The organism is Polaribacter gochangensis (assembly GCF_046224025.1).
GTDB lineage: Bacteria > Bacteroidota > Bacteroidia > Flavobacteriales > Flavobacteriaceae > Polaribacter > Polaribacter gochangensis.
In genome coordinates this window covers 15,466-32,940 of the sequence record NZ_JBJXRF010000002.1, presented here as the reverse complement: position 1 = coordinate 32,940, position 17,475 = coordinate 15,466, and the positions used below count along the sequence as shown (strand labels likewise).

Here is a 17,475-nt window from a genome sequence, read left to right as displayed (position 1 = left end):
GCCTTTTTTAGTTATTTTTGATTTTATGAGTTTTACGAAAACTACAGAACAAGATTCTAAGTACAATCATTTAGAAAAAATGAATGCTTCAACATTGATAAACAATATCAATAATGAAGATAAAACGGTTGCTTTTGCTGTAGAAAAAGCAATTCCACAGATAACTGCTTTAACCGAAGTGCTAGTAGAAAAACTTAAGAACGGTGGCAGATTATTTTATTTAGGCGCAGGAACAAGTGGACGATTAGGAATTTTAGACGCATCTGAATGTCCGCCAACATTTGGCGTTCCACATGAATTGGTTGTTGGTTTAATTGCTGGTGGAGATATCGCCATTAGAAAAGCTGTAGAAAACGCGGAAGATTCTACGACTCAAGGTTGGATTGATTTACAACAATACAATGTCTCAGAAAAAGATGTTGTAATCGGAATTGCAGCTTCAGGAACAACACCTTATGTAGTTGCAGCATTAGAAACTTGTAATAAACAAAACATTATTACAGGTTGTATTACTTGTAATAAAAACAGTCCGTTATCTAAAGTTTCTAAATATCCGATTGAAGTTGTTGTTGGTCCAGAATTTGTAACCGGAAGTTCTAGAATGAAAGCTGGAACAGCACAAAAAATGGTATTGAATATGCTCACAACGTCAACCATGATTTTACTAGGAAAAGTAAAAGGAAATAAAATGATTGACATGCAATTATCTAACGATAAATTGGTAAATAGAGGAATTGAAATGTTAGCAAACGAATTAAAAATAGACAAAGAAGCGGCAGCTATTTTGTTAGAAAAATATAAGAACGTTAGAAATGCAATTTTAAACTACAACAATGGCAATTAACACAGATTTATTAAGCAAAGGAATCAAACAACTATTAGTGTTGATTTCACTTTTAATTATCTCTCCAATTACTTTAAATATTGGCTTTAAAGCATTGAATAAAATGGAAGACTCCATGTGGATTGCCTATTTAATTTTAGCAGTTGCTATAGTCTTATCAATTACTACATTTATTTTAGCTTTTAAAACAATTAAAACCTTTTTAGACGGATTGTTTAACAAATAAGAATTGAACTCTAAAAGAAACATACAAAGATTACTTAATTGGGAATATTGGCCAACTTCAATGTTTTATATTCCAAATATTCCTTTTGCTTTTTACCATGCAATAAAGGCAAAAAACTTGGTTTTTTACACGGCTGTTAATCCTGCGATAGAGAATTCTGGAATTGGCACAGAATCTAAGTACAAAACCATGCAATTAATTCCGAAAGAATATTTGCCTGCAACCCTTTTTCATGAAGCAAATTCTGACATTTCTGAATCTATTAAAAAAATTAAAGCACTAAACATTTCTTATCCATTAATTGCAAAACCAGATATTGGTTTTAGAGGTTTGTTAGTAAAAAAAATTGCATCAGAAAGTGAACTTAAAAACTATCTTAAAAAATATCCCATCGATATTTTAATTCAGGAATTTTTAACTGAAAAAAAAGAGTGTGGCATTTTTTACCTTCGTTTCCCTGACAGTCAAAACGGAAAAATCACATCCATTACATTAAAAGATTTTCTGCATATTATTGGTGATGGAAAACAAACTTTAGAAGAACTTGTTTTATCTGACGAACGTGCAAAAAATTATGTTGAAATCATTAAAAATAACGCAACAATTCCGTTAAACACAATTATCAAAAAGGATGAAAAAGTACAACTTTCTGATATTGGAAACCACTCAAAAGGAACTCAGTTTATAAATGGTAATTACTTAATTTCTAAAAAACTAGAAGCAACAATTACCAAATTAAACAAGCAAATTGATGGTTGGTTTTATGGAAGGATTGATATTAAATACAATACTTTTGAAGAGTTGGAAAACGGTAAGTTTAAAATTTTAGAACTCAACGGAATTTTAGCAGAGCCCACTCATATTTATGATGCCAGTAAAACAAATTACTTAAAAGCATTAAAAGAAATGCGAATACACTGGAAAGAATTGTATAAAATTGCTAGAATAAATCACGATAAAAATAAAATTCCTTATCGCTCTACAATTGGTTTATTAAAGGATGTGAAAGAGTTGAATAAATATACTAAAAGCATTAAAAGACTCAATAAACATTAATCCTAATAAAATATATTTCAATTTTTGTATATTAATCCATTGAGACAAAAAAACAAGAGCTATCGAAGATGCAATCATAATTATATTATCTTTTCCTGACACAATAGTTAGACCTGCTTATTGGGAGTCTACAAGTAAAATCTGGCCAAAAATTGGCATTGGGAATAAGCATGCAATTAAAGCTGGTCATTCTGCTCTTTTACTCATTAAAAAAAATGATTCTAAAATTAATTATTTTGATTTTGGGAGGTATATAACTTCTTATGGAAAAGGACGTGTAAGATCTGCAGAGACAGATCCAGAAATTAACATTCCAATCGATGCTAAATTTAAAAACTACAAATTAATTAACTTAAAAGAGATTTTATTATGGATAGAAAAACATCCCGAAAAAACACACGGAAATGGTAGATTAGTAGCAAGTACAAATGATAAAATTAATTACAATAAAGCTCTAAATTTCATTCAAAATTTAATTAGTAAAAAAGAACTTCCTTATGGTGCTTTTGTAAAAAAGGGAAGTAATTGTGCAAGGTTTGTAACGGATACAATTATTAACTCTTGTACAAAAAAGAATATTATTCTAAAGTTAAAAAGTTCATATATACTTACTCCAAGTCCAATAGGAAACACTTTAAAAGGAAAAACTCAAGAAACCGTTTTTACCATAAAAAATCAAATAATTAAAGAATATAAAAACAGGTCTATTTTAAAAGAATACAGAATGACGTTCTTTAATAAATTCGAAAATGAGTTGAATTTAATTGGAACTGAATTTCCCGATATAGAAAAATTTAATCTAAGTAACGCCACTTGGCTGCCTGGAATTGGAAGTGGCGCTTGGTTTAAAATTGAAAATAAACTCAATGACAATTATTATAGAATTGTAAGATATTGTTATAGAGGAAATAAAGACTTTGAATCAATATTTACAGTAAATAAATCATGTTTTAACCATCAAAAAGAACACTTGTTTGTTCATCCAACAAACTGTAAAGAAGTCATTGTTAAGCAAAATGATGAAATCTACACTTTTAAATAAAATAATTCCAGATTCTAATTCAGATACATTTTTTAACCAATCGTTATTTTTTTGTAACTTAGAACTAAGAAGGAATGTAATTATGAAAAATAGCAACTATTTATTTTTTAAACTCATACTAAGCTGTTTATTAACTTTTTATACAATTAATTTTCATAGCTATGAAAATTCAAATACTTCGTTTTCAACATTTCAAACCTCAATAAATAACTTTACAATTCAAGGTAAAGTTATTGATAAAAACACTGGAAAAGCCATTCCGTTTTGTAGTATTGTAATTGATGGAACTTTTACCGGAACATCAAGTAACGAGTTAGGGGAATTTGAAATTAAAGTTGATACTTTACCTGCTAAACTAATTTTTACGCACCTAAATTATGATGAACAAACTATACATATAACTTCAAATAAGAACCTTGTTATTCAATTAACTCCATTTGTTCACGAGTTAGAAGAAGTTATCATATCAAATAAAAAAGATTTTTATGCATACGAACTAGCTAAAAAAGCGTTTCGAAGAGCAGATGTATATGCAAGAAATAAAAAATACGGAAAAGCATATTACAGACAAAATTCTAAAAATGGAGATGAATATTCTGAGTTTTCTGAAATTATTTATGACATTAAATATTCTACTGAAGGCATTGACGATTGGGATATTTTAGAAGGAAGATACGCACTAAAAGGCGGAACAGTAAACAACAGAAACTACACCTTATTATCACGAATTTTAAAGTCATTTCAGCAAAATTCTGAAGATTTAATTTTCCCGTTGAGAGATAATATTGATCATTTTTACAATGTAAAAGTCATTCAAAAAATCAAAACAAAAAATGGCCAAATTGCAGTTGTTAGTTTTGATCCATTTTCAAAAATAAAAACACCCATTTTAAAAGCTGAAGCTTATATAAACATAGAAACTAACGAACTTTTAAAATTAACTGCAACGTTAGAAAATGATGATTTTAAAGCAGTAAATTTTAAAGACGAAAATGCCGAGAAAAAGAAATATGTTCTTACTTATGAAATGGCGTTTAAAAAAGATAGTGTTTTTGATTTGGTAATGGATTATATGAAAGTAGATCAAAAGTTTGATTATTACAGAAATGACAGCTTAAAAACACAAGTAACATCAACTTCTACACTTTCGTTTTTTGAGCATTATTCGCCTGATTCAAGAAAGCGACTTGGAAGACAGTTTGGTAATAACGAAAGTGATTGGCAAAAACTAAATACAATTGGTTACAACCAAGAATTTTGGAGAGAAAATGCAATTGTAAAAAGAACTCCAATTGAAGAAGAAGTTATCAATTCTTTTGAAAGAAACAGTTCATTTGAATCAATTTTCTTTAATACAAGAGACCAAATTTCGTTGACACAATCTAATATTTCTGATGATATTTTTATACAAGAAATAGAAAAAAATATTCTTAATTACAATTCATACAAACCGGTTGAAAAAGTCTATTTACACACCGACAAAGATTTATTAACCGAGAATGAAAATCTTTGGTTTAGTGCTTACGTTACTTTAGGCACAAAACATCATTATTCTTTTGCAAGCAAAGTTTTATATATTGATTTAATCAATCCGAAAGGAGAAATTATTCAAAATCAAACAATTCCGTTAGAAGAAGGTCGGGGAAAAGGAAGTTTAAAAACTCCGAAAAATAGTGTTTCTGGCGATTATCAAATAAGAGCATACACAAAATGGATGCAAAATTTTGATGAAGCTTTTTTCTTTACAAAAACAATTAAAATAGTTTCTAAAAACACTACAAAAACACCTTTAAATAATACAAATATCGATTTGCAATTTTTTCCAGAAGGCGGTTCAATAATTGCTGAAATAAACGGAAGAGTTGCTTTTAAAGCAATTGGCATTGACGGATTAGGAAAAGAAGTAAAAGGTAAAATAGTAGATTCTAACAATAATTTTATATCCAATATAAAATCAATTGAAAATGGCGCTGGCGTATTTAATTTTAATCCAAAACTTGGTGAAACGTATACTGCAATTGTAAATAATGATTTAAAATTTAAGCTTCCAAAAACCCAAAGTATTGGTTATAAAATGCTTGTAAGTAATATCAATCCTAAAAACATTAAAGTAAAAGTACAGGCTACAGAAAATTTAAGAGGTAAAAAGTTTTATGTTGTTGGACATATCCATAATGAAAAATATTATCAAGGAAAGTTTGAGTTTGGCGGTAAATTATTAGTGGATTTTGAAATACCTAAAAACAAATTACCTACTGGTATTTTTAAATTGACTTTGTTTAGTGAAGAAGGAATTCCTATGGCAGAAAGAGCTGTGTTTGTAAACAATAATAACGAATTAAATATTACTGCAACTATTGATAATTCTAAACCAATATTAAACAATAAAATAAAAGTAGATATTGATATGAAAGATGATAGAAATTGGCCTGTTTCTACTGGAGTTTCGATTTCTGTAACTGATGCAGATAAGTTTAACAGAAAAGAAAACAGCACAAATATTTTAACACAACTTTTATTTGAATCAGATTTAAAAGGATATGTAGAAAATCCTGCTTTGTTTTTTAACAAAAGTAATAGAGCAACAAGATATCGTTTAGAATTGGTAATGTTAACGCATGGTTGGAGAAACATTAATTGGAAAAAAATTAAAAATGACGCATTAGTAAAGCTTAATAAACACCCTTTTGAACAAGGAATTAAAATTTCTGGAGTTGCTAAAAAATCAGGTAACATTTTACTTTTTAAAAAAATAAAAATGGTTGCTCTAAGCGAAAATGAATATGCAACCTATACAGCTACAACAAATGATAAAGGGGAGTTTACTATTGAAAATTTCAACAATGTTGGAGAAACTAAAATCAACTTCAACGAGATTGGAAATGATGGTAAATTAATAGAAATTGATGTAGTTTTAAACACAACAAAATCAACAAAAAATTTACCAAGTAACTTTAGAAGTTTCACAAAAGAGCCTTCAGAAAATGATGTAAAATACTCTAAACTTACTTCTTTAAACTTGATAAATGACTCGATTAATAAAAACGCAACATTATTAAAAGAAGTAAAAATTAAGAGTACAAAAAAGTATGAAAAGAAAAACATTACTAATTACGACAGGGATAATATGTCTGGATACAATATGGTACCAGATCATACAATTTTAACTGAAAAAATGAGCCATGGTGAACATTTACTTGATGTTTTAGCAGATATTCCTGGATTAGAATATATTCAAAACAGAATTCATATTAGAAGAAATCCAAAACCAGCTTTATGGATTATAGATGGAATGGAAGTTTTAGAATTACCTTACAACATGGATTTTGCAAATATTGAAAAAATTGAAATCTTAAAAAGCGTAATAAGTACTGCTATTTACGGGCCAAGGGGCGTAAATGGAATTATTATATTTAAAACCAAAACAGCTAAATTAAAAAATTCTAAAATTGATTTTGCTCCAAAGGCAATTATCAACGGACATTCTAAATATACCGAATTTTACACCCCAAAATTTGATGCAAAATCAGACGTAAAATCTTATAACGAATTTAAAACTACACTCTATTGGAATCCAATTTTATTTACTGATAAAGACGGAAAAGCAACTATTTATTTTGACAAACCTAAAGAGGTTAAGAATCTTCAAATTACAATTGAAGGCTTATCAAAATATGGAAATCCTGGTGTTTTAATCAAAACTTTAGAAGAAAAATAAAAACACAAACTTCAATGTAATTACACCTTCTAATTCTCACTTTTTATTTTTTGGCACGTTCTTTGAAAAATATCAATCAACGAGGAAGCTGAAAACCGAAAAGAGTAGGCACAATTAAATACCTAGAAATTATGAAAAGAGGATTACTATTATTGTTAGGATTATTGTCTTTTGTTACTGTACAATCAAACGACTTTAATGCATCAGCTAAAAAAACTATTCATACAAATCGATATGATGAAGCGGTAACTTTTATTGAAAAAGGAATTCAATTTCATGTATTTTTAAACGGTGAATTTGAATTTAATAGCTTAACCAGAAATTCTAACTACCATAACTACAACGGTAGAACTTACGGTAATAATTCACTTAGAATTGATAGAGATTATAGAGGTAGAATAAAACGAATTGGAAGAAACTACATTCGCTATGATTACAGAGGAAATGTTACTAAAATAGGTAATATTAAACTGTATTACAAAAGAGGATTATTAAGACGTATTGGCGATTTAAAAATTTCTTATAATAAATGGGGCGAACCTTATTTTTATGGAAATGTAAACAGATATTCTAATTACGATTCTGATTTTCATATTTCAATAAACATTGGTCCAATTTTTAGTTATAATGATCGATTTTTCTATAATAGAAGTTTTAACAACAACTATAAGAAATATAGAGAAGATAAAAACTACTACTATTATAAAGCAAATCCAAATACTAAGGTTGATCAGGGAAATAAAATTATTAAAAGAAGAAAAGCTACTGTAACTACTAGAAAAAACACAGTAAATACAAAAAGAAAAGTAGTTCCCAATAAAAGCAATAAAAGAGTAAAAAAAGAAACTACGAAAAAGAAAGGTAATAAAGTGTATGAAAAAAGAAGGAGTTAAACATCGCAAAAAAAACCCCGCTATTAGCGGGATTTTTTATGTATTAACGAATCAATTTTTTATACTTAATACGTTTCGGAATTAGATCTCCGCCCAAACGTTTCTTTTTATTCTCTTCGTAATCGGTGAAAGAACCTTCAAAGAAATACACTTGACTATCGCCTTCAAAAGCTAAGATATGAGTACAAACTCTATCTAAAAACCATCTATCGTGACTAATTACAACAGCACAACCAGCAAAATTTTCTAAACCTTCTTCTAATGCTCTAAGTGTATTTACATCCAAATCATTTGTTGGTTCATCCAATAAAAGAACGTTTCCTTCTTCTTTCAACGTCATTGCTAAATGCAATCTATTTCGTTCTCCACCAGAAAGCATTGAAACTTTCTTGTTTTGTTCGCTTCCAGCAAAATTAAATCGGCTTAAATAAGCTCTAGAATTTACTTGCTTTCCTCCCATCATCACCAATTCTTGTCCGTCAGAAAAGTTTTCCCAAATTGATTTATCAGCATCTATATTAGAATGACTTTGATCTACGTAAGCAATCTTCGCAGTTTCTCCAACTTTAAAACTTCCTTTATCAGGAGTTTCTTCGCCCATAATCATTTTAAAAATGGTTGTTTTCCCTGCTCCATTCGGACCAATAATTCCAACTATTCCAGCTTGCGGTAAATTAAATTCTAAATTTTCGTATAATAATTTATCTCCATACGCTTTAGAAACTCCAGTTGCTTCTATCACATTTGTACCTAAACGTGGACCATTTGGAATGTAAATTTCCAACTTTTCGTCCATTTGTTTTTGATCTTGACTCATCAACTTGTCGTAATTCTTCAAACGCGCTTTTTGCTTTGTTTGACGTCCTTTAGCTCCTTGACGAACCCAATCTAATTCTCGTTCTAACGTTTTTTGACGTTTAGATGCTGTTTTACTTTCTTGTGCTAAACGTTTTGATTTTTGATCTAACCAAGAAGAATAATTTCCTTTCCAAGGAATTCCTTCTCCTCTATCCAATTCTAAAATCCAACCAGCAACATTATCCAAGAAATATCTATCGTGCGTTACGGCAATTACAGTTCCTTTGTATTGTGCTAAATGATGCTCTAACCAATGCACAGATTCTGCATCCAAGTGGTTGGTTGGCTCATCCAATAATAAAATTTCTGGTTCTTGTAATAATAGTCTACATAAAGCAACTCTACGTCTTTCTCCTCCAGACAAAACAGAAATTAATTTATCTGGTTCTGGCGTACGCAACGCATCCATTGCAATTTCTAGTTTTGTATCTAATTCCCAAGCGTTTGATGCATCAATTTTATCTTGCAATTCTGCTTGTTGATTCATTAACTTTTCCATTTTATCTGGATCAGAATATACTTCTTCTAAACCAAACATGTCGTTAATTTTATTGTACTCGTCTAAAATTGCAACGGTTTCTGCAACGCCTTCTTTTACAATTTCTATGACCGTTTTTGTTTCGTCTAATGCTGGTTCTTGTTCTAAATAACCCACATTATAACCAGGAGAAAAAACAACATCACCTTGATAGTTTTTTTCTTTACCAGCAATTATTCTTAATAAAGTTGATTTACCAGATCCGTTTAAACCTAGAATTCCGATTTTGGCTCCGTAAAAGAAACTTAAGTAAATATCTTTTAAAACTTGTTTGTTTGTACTTTGATAGGTTTTAGAAACCTTATTCATCGAAAAGATGACTTTCTTATCGTCTGACATTTTTATATTTTTGAGAAATTATTATTTTGAAATTGTAGCTAAAAACTGCTACTAAAAACTGTAAACTTAATTTACACTCTTCCTTTTAAAGCATTAAATACCCATGCTACTGCAAAGAAACCAACTCCAACTGCAGCAAAACCCCAACCTGCGACATCATCATATCTAAAAGCTCCAAGAGCAATTAAGCCTAAGCCTACAAGAATCATAATAAATGTAGCCCACGCTAATACGGTATTTTTGTTCATTGCCATAATCGTTCTGTTTTTAATAGTTGAAAAGCAAATATCGTAATTATTTGTGGATAAAAATAGTTAGAAATGAATGAGTTTTAGATTTCTGCCGCCAATCTACATCCCTGGTTAATAGCTCTTTTTGCGTCTAATTCTGCTGCAACATCTGCTCCGCCAATTACATGCACTTTTACATTTGCTTCTTCTAACGGAGAAAGCAATTCTTTAAACGGTAACTGACCAGCACAAATTACAATCGAATCAACCTCTAAGATTTTAGCTTCCTCATTTTGTATATAATGCAAACCAACATCATCAATTTTTGTATATTCTACTCTATTGATAAATTGTACATTTTTCTTTTTTAATGTAGAGCGATGAATCCAGCCAGTAGTTTTCCCTAAGTTTCCACCAAATTTTCCTTTGCTTCTTTTTAGCATAAAAATTTCTCTAGGTGATGGATCAATTTTTGACTCAACACCTTCAATTCCGCTTCTTGCAGTTAAGGTTTTATCGATTCCCCATTCTTTTAACCAAGCATCAATATTTAGAGAAGTACTTTCACCTTCGTGTGCTAAATATTCTGAAACATCAAAACCAATTCCGCCAGCTCCAATAACAGCTACACGTTTTCCGACTGGTTTTTTATATTTTAAAACATCTAAGTAATTCAATACTTTTTTATTCTCAATTCCTACAATGTTTGGCATTCTAGGTTTTATTCCTGTTGCTAAAACAATTTCATCAAAATTCTCTTTTATCAAGTCATCCGCAGAAACTCTAGTATTTAATTTTACAGTAACATGATGCAACTCTAACTGCTTTTTAAAATAGCGAATGGTTTCATAAAACTCCTCTTTTCCAGGAATTTGTTTCGCAATATTAAACTGTCCACCAATTTCAGCATCAGCATCAAACAAAATAACTTGATGACCTCTTTGAGCCGCAACAGATGCAGCTGCTAATCCAGCTGGACCAGCACCAACAATAGCAATTTTCTTTTTATTTTCTGTCGGATTATAATTCAATTCGGTTTCATGACAAGCTCTCGGGTTTACCAAACAACTTGCAACTTTTTGTTCAAAAACATGGTCTAAACACGCTTGATTACAGCCAATACATGTATTTATTTCATCATCTCTTTCTTGTGCTGCCTTGTTTACCCATTCTGGATCAGCCAAAAAAGGGCGCGCCATTGAAATCATATCTGCATCGCCATTTGCCAACACTTCTTCTGCCGTTTCTGGCATATTTATTCTATTTGTAGTTACTAAAGGAATTGCAACTTCCTTTTTCATTTTTTTAGTAACCCAAGTAAAGGCTGCTCTTGGAACCGAAGTTGCAATTGTCGGAATCCTAGCTTCGTGCCAACCGATTCCTGTATTGATAATGGTTGCTCCTGCTTTTTCAATTTCTTTTGCTAATTGAACAATTTCTTCCCAATCACTTCCATTTTCTACCAAATCCAACATAGAAAGTCTAAAAATGATGATATAATCTTTACCAACTGCGGTTCTAGTTTGTTTTACCAATTCAATTGGCAAACGCATTCTGTTTTCATAAACTCCACCCCATTTATCCATGCGTTTATTGGTTCTTTTGGCAATAAACTGATTGATTAAATATCCTTCAGAACCCATAATTTCTACGCCATCATAACCAGCAATTTTTGACAACTTTGCGCTATTCACAAAGTCTTTTATGGTTCTTTTTATCCCGGATTCTGTTAATTGAAAAGGTTTAAAAGGAGTAATTGGCGATTTAATATTTGATGGAGCTACACTAAATGGATGGTACCCATAACGCCCAGAGTGTAAAATTTGCATACAAATCTTTCCCCCATATTTATGAACTTCTTCCGTAATTATCTTGTGACTTTCTGCATGCTTTTTAGTTGTCATTCTTGCAGAAAAAGGTGCCGTCCAACCTTGTCTGTTCGGAGCAATTCCTCCGGTTACAATTAGTCCAACTCCACCTTTTGCGCGTTCTCCATAATATGCAGCAATTCTTTCCAAACCGTTTTTTTCTTCTTCTAAACCAGTATGCATAGAACCCATTAAAATTCTATTTTTTAACGTTGTAAAACCTAAATCTAAGGGTTCAAAAATGTGCTTGTATTTCATAATTTCGGGATTAAATTTATTATGCATGCATAATACTTTGCAAGATATGTTTATTTTTTGAAAAGAAAAAGCCAAAGAATTTGATTCTTTGGCTTTTCTAAAAAATAGATTTTATAAATTAACTCATAGGAACATCTATCACCAATAATTTACTTTGTTGATTTGCCTTAATAACAACCTTTTCTATTTCAGAAATCCCAATGGCATCTCTTTTTTGTAATTTTTCATCAGCAATTAAAATCTCTCCTTCTATTAAAAAAAAATAAGCCCCATTTTTAAGTTGGTACTCCGTTGTAAAATTAGCCTCTAAATCTATCATAGAAATATATGCTTGCTGATGTATCGGCAAAGATCCTTTTACTTGATTGCTTTTTGGAGAAACCAACGTTTGAAATTTGTTGTGTCTTCCATTTTCATCAAAAGTTTTTTGATCATAATATGGCGTGCTATTTTCTGTTTCTGGAATAATCCATAATTGCAAAAAATTAACTTCGTTCGTTGTACTATCGTTAAATTCTGAATGTGTTACACCTATTCCTGCACTCATCACTTGCACTTCTCCTACTTCTATAGAACGTTTATTATCCATATTATCTTTATGTGACAAAGCTCCCGAAATCGGAATAGAAATAATTTCCATATTTTTATGTGGATGCGTACCAAAACCCATTTTAGGTTGCACAATATCATCATTTAAAACACGTAACATCCCAAAATTCATTCTTTCGTGATTTTGATATCCTGCAAAACTAAACGTATGGTGTGATGTTAACCAACCATGATTTGCAACACCTCTTGTTGCTGATTTGTGAATTATTTTTTTCATTTTTCCTTTATTTTAATATAAATATCCCATTTTTCCTTGCTGAAAATCACGCATTGCTTCTAAAATTTCCGTCTGGGTATTCATAACATATGGTCCGTATTGAGCTACTTTTTCTTTAATAGGTTCTCCTGAAATAACAATTAGTTTGCTCTCTTTTATTGTTGTTATTATTTTAATTGTATTTCCGTCTGTATTAAAAACTGCTAGTTGGTTTTTTCCTTTAGCTAAAGTTGTTGTATTATTTACTTGTACTTCTCCACCCAACAAATACACACAACTTTGGTGTGTTTCTGGAATCTCAATTTCTAATTCCCCTTTTCCAGTTGCTTCAATCATAAATACATTAACCGAAGTTTGAGTTTTTATTTTTCCAAACTTTCCGCTTTGCTCTCCTGCAACAATTTTTAAATGGATGTTTTTCGAAGTATCTTTAATAACTGGAATTTCATCACTTTTTACATGTTGATATGCTGGAGTTATCATTTTATATTTTGCTGGTAAATTTAACCACAACTGAATTCCCTCTAAATCACCCCCTTTTTTTACAAACTCTTTTGTAGGACCTTCAGCATGGATAATTCCACTTCCTGCAGTTGTCCATTGTACATCTCCAGATTTTACAACACTTTCATTTCCTAAAGAATCCCTGTGCAATTGTTCTCCTTGAAATAACAACGTGATTGGTTCAAATCCTCTGTGTGGATGCGGTCCTAAATCAAATGGATTGTTAAACTCGTTAATTGCAAACGGCCCATAATGATGCAATAAAAGAAACGGATCTACATTTTCTACATCTGCAGTTGGAATTGGTTGTCTCAAACGGATTGGCCCCATATTTACCAACGGACTTTCTCCTAAGTGTTGAATACTTTTATATGTTTTCATTATTTTTTCATCTAATTTTATCTAGCAAATTACTTAACGTTTTTGCTTCTTCTTCTGTAAGATTGTCCATAAAATTGATGTTATTTTGGTCATCAATTTTTGTTAATAATTGCAATCCTGCATCAGAAATATTGATGTAAACTACTCTTCTATCGTGATCACAACGTTCTCTTTCTATGAGATTCTTATCACACAATTTATCCATTAATCGAGTAGCATTTGGAGCACGCTCAATCATTCTTTCTTTTATCAACTGAACTTTAATTGGCTTTACCGCTCCTCTTAAAATCCTTAAAATATTATACTGCTGAGGTGAAATTCCGTATGGTTTAAAGAATTCTGATTCTTTACTACTTAGCCAATTCGCAGTATATTTTATGTTGATGAGCGCTTTTACTTTGTTGTTTTTAAATTTCGAATTGATGTCTTTAGAAATGTCTCCCATAAGATATTATTTTCTACAAATTATTTAATTGATAAGAAAGTGCTTTTGACGGACATTGATCAATTTGATTTTTTATCTGTTCGTTTGTGGCTCCATCTAATTGTATCCATGGTTTTTCTCTCGGATCAAAAACTTCTAACAAACCTTTCCAACATTTCTTAGAATGTGTACACATATGTGGTTGCCAAACAACAGTAATCTCTTCATTACTATATGTTTTTTTGAGTTGCTTTTTTTCTTCCATAATTTCTAGTTTTAAATTACTAATTGAAACTCTTTTATTGCTTTTAATAATCCTTCTTTTAATTCAGGGTTTTGTATTTCATCATTTTTAAAATGATCATAAAAATTAGGTAAAGAAAATGTTGAAACGATGTTTGCACCCATACGCGGAAAAGTAGTTACGGCTGTTTCTAAAACAGATTTTCCACCTCTTGCTCCTGGCGAAGTTGCTAATAACAAAACTGGCTTCTCTTTAAATACTTTTCTATCAATTCTAGAAACCCAATCAAAAATATTTTTAAATGCAGCCGAATAAGATCCATTGTGTTCCGCTAAAGAAACTACAAAACCATCATAATTATTTAACAGTTTATTAAATTTCAAAGCTGCTTTTGGAAAACCCTCTGCTTCAATATCTATACTAAAAATTGGTAATTGATAATCATTTAAATCGGCAACATCATATGTTTCATCAACCAAAGAAGCGGCATAAACTGCCAATTGTTTATTAATTGATGATGTACTATTACTACCTGCAAATGCTAAAACTTTCTTCATTTTCTTTTATTATTTGACACAAATTTAAGAATAATTATTTTATTTTCCAAGGAAAATATTTCCAAGTAATATATTGGTGTAAATAATAACTCATTTTTGTACCTTAGCGTTTCAATTTTTATACACATTATTTAATGGATATTAACTTCAATAAAAACGAAGATTACAACAAACTTTTAGCCTCTGATTTAAAAAACAGGTTGGTAAAAGTAAAACTAGGCGGCGGAAAAAGCAGGATAGAAAAACACAAAGCAAAAGGAAAGTTAACTGCAAGAGAACGTATTGATTACTTATTAGACAACAAATCTAAAAGTATTGAAATTGCTGCATTTGCTGGTGAAGACATGTATGCAGAACACGGCGGTTGCCCTTCAGGCGGAGTTGTCGTTAAAATTGGTTATATAAAAGGGAAGCAATGTATTGTTGTGGCAAATGATGCAACGGTAAAAGCTGGAGCATGGTTTCCGATCACAGGGAAAAAGAATTTAAGAGCGCAAGAAATATCTATAGAAAACAAATTGCCAATTATTTATTTGGTAGATTCAGCTGGAGTTTATTTACCAATGCAAGATGAAATTTTCCCAGACAAAGAGCATTTTGGTCGTATATTTAGAAATAATGCAGTGATGAGCAGCATGGGAATTACACAAATTTCTGCAATTATGGGAAGTTGTGTTGCCGGCGGTGCGTATTTACCAATTATGAGTGATGAAGCATTAATTGTTGATAAAACCGGAAGTATTTTTTTAGCAGGAAGTTATTTGGTAAAAGCGGCAATTGGAGAATCTATTGACAATGAAACTTTAGGAGGAGCAACTACACATTGTGAAATATCTGGAGTTACAGATTACAAAGCTCTAGATGATAAAGACGCGTTGGATAAAATCAAAAATATTATTGATAAAATTGGCGATTACGACAAAGCTGGATTTAGCAAAACCGAATCTTTTCCTCCCAAAGAAAAGGAAGATGATATTTTTGGAATCTTACCAAAAGAAAGAAACGCACAATACGATATGTTAGAAATTATCAAGCGTTTGGTTGATAATTCTGAGTTTGATCAATATAAGGAAGGGTACGGAAAAACCATTTTAACTGGGTATGCCAGAATTGATGGTTGGGCTGTTGGAATTGTAGCAAATCAACGAAAATTGGTGAAAACTAAAAAAGGTGAAATGCAATTTGGCGGAGTTATCTATAACGATTCGGCTGATAAAGCAACCCGTTTTATTGCCAATTGTAATCAAAAGAAAATTCCGTTAGTCTTTTTACAAGATGTTACCGGGTTTATGGTTGGAAGTAAATCTGAACATGGTGGTATTATAAAAGATGGCGCAAAAATGGTGAATGCAGTGAGCAATTCTGTTGTTCCTAAATTCACTATTATTATTGGCAATTCATACGGAGCAGGAAATTATGCTATGTGTGGTAAAGCCTACGACCCAAGACTAATTGTTGCTTGGCCAAGTGCAGAATTGGCAGTAATGAGCGGAAATTCTGCTGCAAAAGTATTGCTACAAATTGAAACCGCATCTTTAAAAAAGAAAGGCGAAGAAATTACTCCAGAAAAAGAAGCAGAACTTTTTAATAAAATAAAAGACAGATACGACAAACAAGTTTCTCCATATTATGCTGCAGCAAGAATATGGACAGATGCAGTTATCAATCCGTTAGACACCAGAACTTGGATTTCAATGGGAATTGAAGCCGCAAATCATGCACCAATAGAAAAGCAATTTAATTTGGGAATTATACAAGTTTAGTTTTAATTTGTATCCGAAAAAATAATACAAAAATCAGAATTTAGAAATGGGAAGAGCATTCGAATTTAGGAAAGCAAGAAAGATGAAACGTTGGTCTGCAATGGCAAAAACTTTTACCAGAATTGGTAAAGATATTGTAATGGCAGTAAAAGAAGGCGGACCAAATCCAGATTCAAATTCTCGTTTGAGGGCTGTTATGCAAAATGCAAAAGCTGCAAATATGCCAAAAGAAAACGTAGAAAGAGCTATAAAAAAGGCTACAGATAAAGATACCGCAGATTATAAAGAAGTTTTGTTTGAAGGATATGCACCCCACGGAATAGCATTAGTTGTAGAAACTGCAACAGACAATAATAATAGAACAGTTGCAAATGTTAGATCTGCCTTTAATAAGTGTGATGGGAATTTCGGAACCTCTGGCTCTGTTATTTTTATGTTTGATCATACGTGCAATTTTACCGTAAGAAAAGAAGATATTTCTATTGATATGGAAGAATTAGAATTAGAATTAATAGATTTTGAAGTTGAAGAAGTTTTTGATGATGAAGAAGGTGTTATTATATATGCACCTTTTGAACAATTTGGCTCTATTCAATCTTATTTTGAAGAAAACAATATAGAAATCTTATCTTCTGGTTTTGAAAGAATTCCAACTACAACTAAAAAACTTTCTGAAACGGAACAAGCTGACGTAGAAAAATTATTAGAACGCTTAGAAGAGGATGATGATGTACAAAACGTTTATCATTCAATGGAAATGTAAAATTTATAGTAGTAAAAATTTTAAACAAAATTAAAAAGCCGTATCAAATGATACGGCTTTTTTACACTCAATAAATTCCTTGATGATAGTTTGACTTATCCCCCGATTTCAATACAATCTTCCCTTTAATTCATCTGAATGTA

Annotated in this window: 16 protein-coding genes and 1 pseudogene; 9 read left to right on the top strand and 8 right to left on the bottom strand. The window is 30.9% G+C overall.

The annotated features are described in order from the left end of the window. Positions 1-25: 25 nt before the first annotated feature. From murQ to ACEWL1_RS05465, 7 genes and pseudogenes are all read left to right on the top strand, one after another. Positions 26-844 carry an N-acetylmuramic acid 6-phosphate etherase gene (murQ, locus tag ACEWL1_RS05490; RefSeq protein WP_409232294.1) on the top strand — a complete coding sequence of 273 codons (819 nt, stop codon included), beginning with the start codon at positions 26-28 and terminating at the stop codon, positions 842-844. After that, entirely contained in the window at positions 834-1,070 is a 237-nt protein-coding gene (locus ACEWL1_RS05485; RefSeq protein ID WP_409232293.1) for a DUF6095 family protein, read from the top strand. Before murQ ends, ACEWL1_RS05485 begins: the two co-directional genes overlap by 11 nt. A 3-nt stretch (positions 1,071-1,073) precedes the next feature. Further along, positions 1,074-2,126 (top strand): ATP-grasp domain-containing protein, encoded by a 1,053-nt coding sequence (locus ACEWL1_RS05480; protein ID WP_409232292.1) that lies wholly within the window; start codon positions 1,074-1,076, stop codon positions 2,124-2,126. A gap of 61 nt (positions 2,127-2,187) precedes the next feature. Continuing rightward, a pseudogene (locus ACEWL1_RS12280) lies at positions 2,188-2,694 on the top strand (DUF6695 family protein); the annotation flags it as partial. Between the two features lie 156 nt (positions 2,695-2,850). Continuing rightward, positions 2,851-3,168 (top strand): DUF6695 family protein, encoded by a 318-nt coding sequence (locus ACEWL1_RS12275; RefSeq protein WP_457770725.1) that lies wholly within the window; start codon positions 2,851-2,853, stop codon positions 3,166-3,168. Continuing rightward, the gene (locus tag ACEWL1_RS05470) at positions 3,146-6,886 is read left to right on the top strand and encodes a carboxypeptidase-like regulatory domain-containing protein (RefSeq protein WP_409232291.1); all 3,741 of its coding nucleotides are present in this window, start codon (positions 3,146-3,148) and stop codon (positions 6,884-6,886) included. Before ACEWL1_RS12275 ends, ACEWL1_RS05470 begins: the two co-directional genes overlap by 23 nt. 131 nt (positions 6,887-7,017) lie before the next feature. Then, complete coding sequence (locus ACEWL1_RS05465; protein WP_409232290.1) at positions 7,018-7,779, top strand: hypothetical protein; 762 nt, start codon at positions 7,018-7,020, stop codon at positions 7,777-7,779. A gap of 43 nt (positions 7,780-7,822) precedes the next feature. Here the strand turns inward: ACEWL1_RS05465 and ettA are convergent, their stop codons facing one another. The 8 genes from ettA to ACEWL1_RS05425 all read right to left on the bottom strand — a co-directional run bounded on the left by ettA (position 7,823) and on the right by ACEWL1_RS05425 (position 14,806). Then, a complete protein-coding gene (gene ettA / locus ACEWL1_RS05460; protein WP_409232289.1) occupies positions 7,823-9,514 on the bottom strand; it encodes an energy-dependent translational throttle protein EttA in 1,692 nt (563 codons plus the stop codon). 71 nt (positions 9,515-9,585) lie between these two features. Beyond that, positions 9,586-9,768 carry a CAL67264 family membrane protein gene (locus tag ACEWL1_RS05455; protein WP_347174759.1) on the bottom strand — a complete coding sequence of 61 codons (183 nt, stop codon included), beginning with the start codon at positions 9,766-9,768 and terminating at the stop codon, positions 9,586-9,588. 77 nt (positions 9,769-9,845) lie between these two features. Continuing rightward, positions 9,846-11,870 (bottom strand): oxidoreductase, encoded by a 2,025-nt coding sequence (locus ACEWL1_RS05450; protein ID WP_409232288.1) that lies wholly within the window; start codon positions 11,868-11,870, stop codon positions 9,846-9,848. Between the two features lie 118 nt (positions 11,871-11,988). Beyond that, a complete protein-coding gene (locus tag ACEWL1_RS05445; RefSeq protein WP_409232287.1) occupies positions 11,989-12,696 on the bottom strand; it encodes a pirin family protein in 708 nt (235 codons plus the stop codon). Positions 12,697-12,708: 12 nt separating this feature from the next. Next, positions 12,709-13,581, bottom strand: coding sequence for a pirin family protein (locus ACEWL1_RS05440; protein WP_409232286.1), 873 nt, complete (start codon positions 13,579-13,581; stop codon positions 12,709-12,711). Positions 13,582-13,588: 7 nt separating this feature from the next. Beyond that, positions 13,589-14,026: a MarR family winged helix-turn-helix transcriptional regulator gene (locus tag ACEWL1_RS05435; protein ID WP_409232285.1), complete on the bottom strand. Its 438-nt coding sequence runs from the start codon at positions 14,024-14,026 to the stop codon at positions 13,589-13,591. A 13-nt stretch (positions 14,027-14,039) separates the two neighbouring features. Next, complete coding sequence (locus ACEWL1_RS05430; RefSeq protein WP_409232284.1) at positions 14,040-14,270, bottom strand: (4Fe-4S)-binding protein; 231 nt, start codon at positions 14,268-14,270, stop codon at positions 14,040-14,042. Positions 14,271-14,281: 11 nt separating this feature from the next. Next, entirely contained in the window at positions 14,282-14,806 is a 525-nt protein-coding gene (locus ACEWL1_RS05425; protein WP_409232283.1) for an NADPH-dependent FMN reductase, read from the bottom strand. A 134-nt stretch (positions 14,807-14,940) separates the two neighbouring features. Between ACEWL1_RS05425 and ACEWL1_RS05420 the strand changes: the two genes are divergently transcribed. Further along, the gene (locus ACEWL1_RS05420; protein WP_409232282.1) at positions 14,941-16,569 is read left to right on the top strand and encodes an acyl-CoA carboxylase subunit beta; all 1,629 of its coding nucleotides are present in this window, start codon (positions 14,941-14,943) and stop codon (positions 16,567-16,569) included. A gap of 46 nt (positions 16,570-16,615) precedes the next feature. Further along, positions 16,616-17,332 carry a YebC/PmpR family DNA-binding transcriptional regulator gene (locus ACEWL1_RS05415; protein ID WP_409232281.1) on the top strand — a complete coding sequence of 239 codons (717 nt, stop codon included), beginning with the start codon at positions 16,616-16,618 and terminating at the stop codon, positions 17,330-17,332. The last annotated feature ends 143 nt before the right edge of the window (positions 17,333-17,475 follow it).